Origin of the sequence: Streptomyces sp. x-80 (assembly GCF_046549095.1) — a bacterium.
Taxonomy (GTDB): Bacteria; Actinomycetota; Actinomycetes; order Streptomycetales; family Streptomycetaceae; genus Streptomyces; species Streptomyces celluloflavus.
In genome coordinates this window covers 1-3,642 of sequence record NZ_JAJPWM010000059.1, presented here as the reverse complement: position 1 = coordinate 3,642, position 3,642 = coordinate 1, and the positions used below count along the sequence as shown (strand labels likewise).

The 3,642-nt window shown below is 71.0% G+C and carries 1 protein-coding gene and 1 pseudogene; one reads left to right on the top strand and one right to left on the bottom strand.

Features of this window, described 5'->3' with window-relative positions; translation table 11 throughout:
* Positions 1 to 3,337: type I polyketide synthase (locus tag ACLJWH_RS41835; protein WP_411147051.1), on the bottom strand; the 3,337-nt coding region annotated here is incomplete at its 3' end.
* A 100-nt stretch (positions 3,338 to 3,437) separates the two neighbouring features.
* Here ACLJWH_RS41835 and ACLJWH_RS41830 point away from each other — a divergent pair.
* A pseudogene (locus tag ACLJWH_RS41830) lies at positions 3,438 to 3,642 on the top strand (hypothetical protein); the annotation flags it as partial.

The window sequence follows — 3,642 nt, the reverse complement described above, 5'->3', positions numbered from 1 at the left end:
GCTGCTGCGAACGGCCATTGGGCGCAGTCAGCCCATTCGACGCACCATCCTGATTCACCGCCGAACCCCGCAACACCGCATGAACCCGATGCCCATGACGCCGCGCATCCGACAACCGCTCCAGCAGCAGCAGTCCCACGCCCTCGCCCCAGCCGGTGCCGTCGGCATCGTCCGAGAAGGACTTCGAGCGCCCGTCGGGCGACAGACCCCGCTGCCGGCTGAACTCCACGAAGGTGCCGGGGGTGGACATCACGGTTGCGCCCCCCACCAGGGCGAGCGAGGACTCGCCGGAGCGCAGCGCCTTCGCCGCCAGGTGCAGCGCCACCAGCGAGGACGAGCACGCCGTGTCCACCGTCACCGTGGGGCCGGTGAGGTCGAAGAGGTACGACAGCCGGCCGGAGATGACGCTGGCGGTGTTCCCGGTCAGCAGCACTCCCTCCAGGTCCTCGGGCATCTGGTGCACCGGAGGGGCGTAGTCGTGGTACATCGCCCCTACGAAGACGGCGGTGTCGCTGCCGCGCATCGACTGCGGATCGATCCCCGCATGCTCGAACGTCTCCCACGCCGTCTCCAGCAACAACCGCTGCTGCGGATCCATCGCCACCGCCTCACGCGGCGAAATACCGAAGAACGACGCATCAAAACGATCCGCATCATGCAAGAACCCACCCATACGCACATACGACTTACCCGCCACATCAGGATCCGCGTCAAAAAGATCCTCCGCCCAACCACGATTCCCCGGGAACCCACTGACCGCATCCCCACCGCTCACCACCAAATCCCACAACTGCCCCGGAGACCCCACACCCCCCGGATACCGGCACCCCATCCCCACCACCACCAACGGATCATCCTCAACCGGACCCACCACCACCGCCGGCTCCGGGGCCGCGGCCGTGGCCGCGCCGCCCAGCCGCTCGTCGATGTAGGTCACCACGTCGTCCGGGGTGGGGTGGTCGAACACCAGCCCGGTGGGCAGCGATACCCCGACGGCGGTGCCGAGCCTGTTGCGGAACTCCACAGCCATCAAGGAGTCGAATCCGATCTGCTGGAACGAGTCCGCGGGCCGGATGCCGTCGGAATCGGCGTGCCCGAGCACCGCGGCCGCCTCGGCCCGCACGATCTCGTCGAGCCTCTCCCGCCGCTCCGCCGCCGGCAGCTGCGAAAGCCGTGGTCCGTTGGACGCCTGCCGGTGACTCCGTTCGCGACGCGGGGTGCCCCGGCCGCCGACCAGCCGGCGCAGCAGCGCGGGCGCCTCGCCCGCCGCGGACCGCGCGGTGGTGAGGTCGAGCCGCAGGGCAGCGAGCGCGGCCTCCTCCGTGGCGAGGGCACGGTCGAACAGTGCGAGGCCCTCGGCGTGCGTCAGGACTCCCACTCCCGCGCGTGCCATGCGCTGGATGTCGTTGTCCGCCAACGACTCCGCCATACCGCCCCGTTGTTCCCACAGGCCCCAGGCCAGCGAGGTGCCCGGCAGGCCCTGTGCCCTGCGGTGCCGGGCGAGTGCGTCGAGAGAGGTGTTGGCAGCGGCGTAGTTCGCCTGTCCCGCCGCACCGATCAGGCCGGAGATGGAGGAATACATCACGAAGGCGGACAGGTCGAGGTCCCGGGTCAGCTCGTGAAGGTGCCACGCCGCGTCCGCCTTCGGGCTCAGCACACCGTGCAGCCGCTCGGCGGTGAGCGCGCTGATGACGCCGTCGCCCAGCACGCCCGCGGTGTGCACGACGGCGGACAACGGGCGGTCGCCGCCCGGAATCGAGGCGAGCAGGCCGGCCAGCGCGTCGCGGTCGGCCGCGTCGCATGCCGCCAGCCGCACCTCGGCACCGAGCCCGGTCAGCTCGGCCACCAGCTCGGCCGCCCCGGGTGCCTGCCCACCGCGCCTGCTGAGCAGCAGCAGATGCCGTACGCCGTGCTCCGTCACGAGGTGCCGGGCGAGCAGCCCGCCGAGTGCCCCGGTGGCACCGGTGATCAGGACGGTACCGGTGGCGCTGAATACCGGGGGTGCCTCGGACGGGTTCTTCAGCGGGGTGAGTTCGGGCACCGAGGCGGCGCCCGCCCGCAGGGTCAGCTGCGGCTCACCGGTGGCCACGGCCGCGGCCAGGGCCCGGTCCGATGCATCGGTGCCGTCGGTGTCCACCAGAACCACCCGCCCGGGGTGCTCGGTCTGTACGGACCTGACCAGGCCCCAGGCCGCGGCGGCCGCCGGATCGGTGTCGCCGTTCCGGGTCAGCACCACCAGTTTGCCGGCGGCGAGCCGGTCATCGGCCAGCCACGTCTGCACGGCTTCCAGGACGGGCGTCACCGCAGCCGCCGCCGTTGAGCCCGTCACCGGCAGCACGACCAAGGGGGGCAGGTCACCGGCCGCCAGTTCCCGGGGGGACTCCAGTACGCGCGGGAGCCCGGCCGGCTCTTCGTGTGCGGCGAACGGAATCTCCCGCCATGTCACGGTGAACAGCGCCGGCTGCTCACCGGTCCGGCCCATCGCGTCGGCGGGAACCTCCCGCCACCGCAGCTCCCGTACCGTCGCGACCGGGCGGCCCGATCCGTCGGCGACGGCCAGCGAGACGGTGTCCCGGCCGGCCCTGCGGAACTCCACGCGCAGCCGGGTGTCTCCCCTCGAATGCAGCCGTACTCCCGACCAGGAGAACGGCAGGCGCGCCGGCCCCGCCTCGTCGACCACTCCGGGCAGCAGCACGTGCAGCGCGGCGTCCAGCAGTGCCGGGTGGATCAGGAAGGGTTCGTCCGACCGGTGCTGCTCCAGGTCGACCTCCGCGAACACGCTGTCGCCGCGGGACCAGGCCGCGCGCAGGCGCCGGAAGGCGGGGCCGTACCGGTAACCGTGTTCGACGAGTTGCTCGTAGACGCCCTCAAGGTCCACCTCGTCGGCGTCCGGTGGCGGCCAGCTGACCGTCTCGGCCGCCTCCTGGTCCGGGGCGTCGGACAGGCTGCCACTGGCATGCAGCACCCACTCCCCCGCCTGCCGGGTGTGCACGCTGAGGTCCCGTCTGCCGGACTCGTCAGCGCCGGTGACCGTGAACTGCATCTGTACGCCGCCGGTCTCCGGCAGCACGAGCGGGTTGGTGAGTGTCAGTTCCTCGACAGTGGAGCAGTAGACGAAATCGGCCACGCACAGCGCCATGTCGATGAACGCGGTGGCGGGCAGCACGACCGTGTCCAGGACCGCGTGGTCGGCCAGCCAGGGGTGGTTCGACAGTGAGAGCCGCCCGATGACGGTGACACCGTCGCCGTCGGCCTCCTCGATCACGGCGCCGAGCAGTGGGTGGCCGAGCGGCTTCAGCCCGGCCGCCGTGACGCCTCCGCCATCGGCGGAAGGCATCAGCCAGTGGCGTTCGCGTTGGAATGCGTACGTGGGCAGATCAACCGTACGAGCGCCGGTCCCCCGATACGCCTCACCCCAATCGACATCAACACCCCGCGTGAACACCTCCACCAAAGCCGACATAAAAGCATCCACCTCACCCTTCGACGCCCGCACCACCGGCACCGAAACCGACTCCGCACCCTCCACACACTCCGGCACCAAAGCCGACAACACCGCACGCGGACCAATCTCCACAAACGTCCGCACACCCTCCCCCTCCGCCACCCGCACCGCATCCAAAAACCGAACCGGCCGACGCG